This is a genomic window from Rhizobium ecuadorense (assembly GCF_001187535.1).
In the GTDB taxonomy this organism is placed as follows: Bacteria; Pseudomonadota; Alphaproteobacteria; order Rhizobiales; family Rhizobiaceae; genus Rhizobium; species Rhizobium ecuadorense.
The window spans coordinates 1-229 of the sequence record NZ_LFIO01001201.1 but is presented as its reverse complement, the minus strand read 5'-3'; the positions used below and the strand labels follow the sequence as shown (position 1 = coordinate 229).

The 229-nt window shown below is 62.9% G+C and carries 1 pseudogene; it reads right to left on the bottom strand.

The window, feature by feature from the left end:
* Window positions 1-229 (bottom strand): annotated as a pseudogene (locus AF337_RS44595) (serine hydrolase); the annotation flags it as partial.

Here is a 229-nt window from a genome sequence, read left to right as displayed (position 1 = left end):
GGTGCCTGCCGCGCCGCCCCAGCCATAGTCTCCCACCTGCGCCGAAATTTGTGCCTTGGCCGGATCAAGGACGACAGAGCCCAACAGACCGAACCCGACGCCATCAAACTGGGTTTCGGACCAAACTTCGGCTGCCAGCGAGGCAAGATCGCCCGGCAGGTGATTGCACGCCGCCAATCTCAAAGTGCGGGGACTGAGGATGCGTTCGCCGTTGAGTTCACCTCCAGCC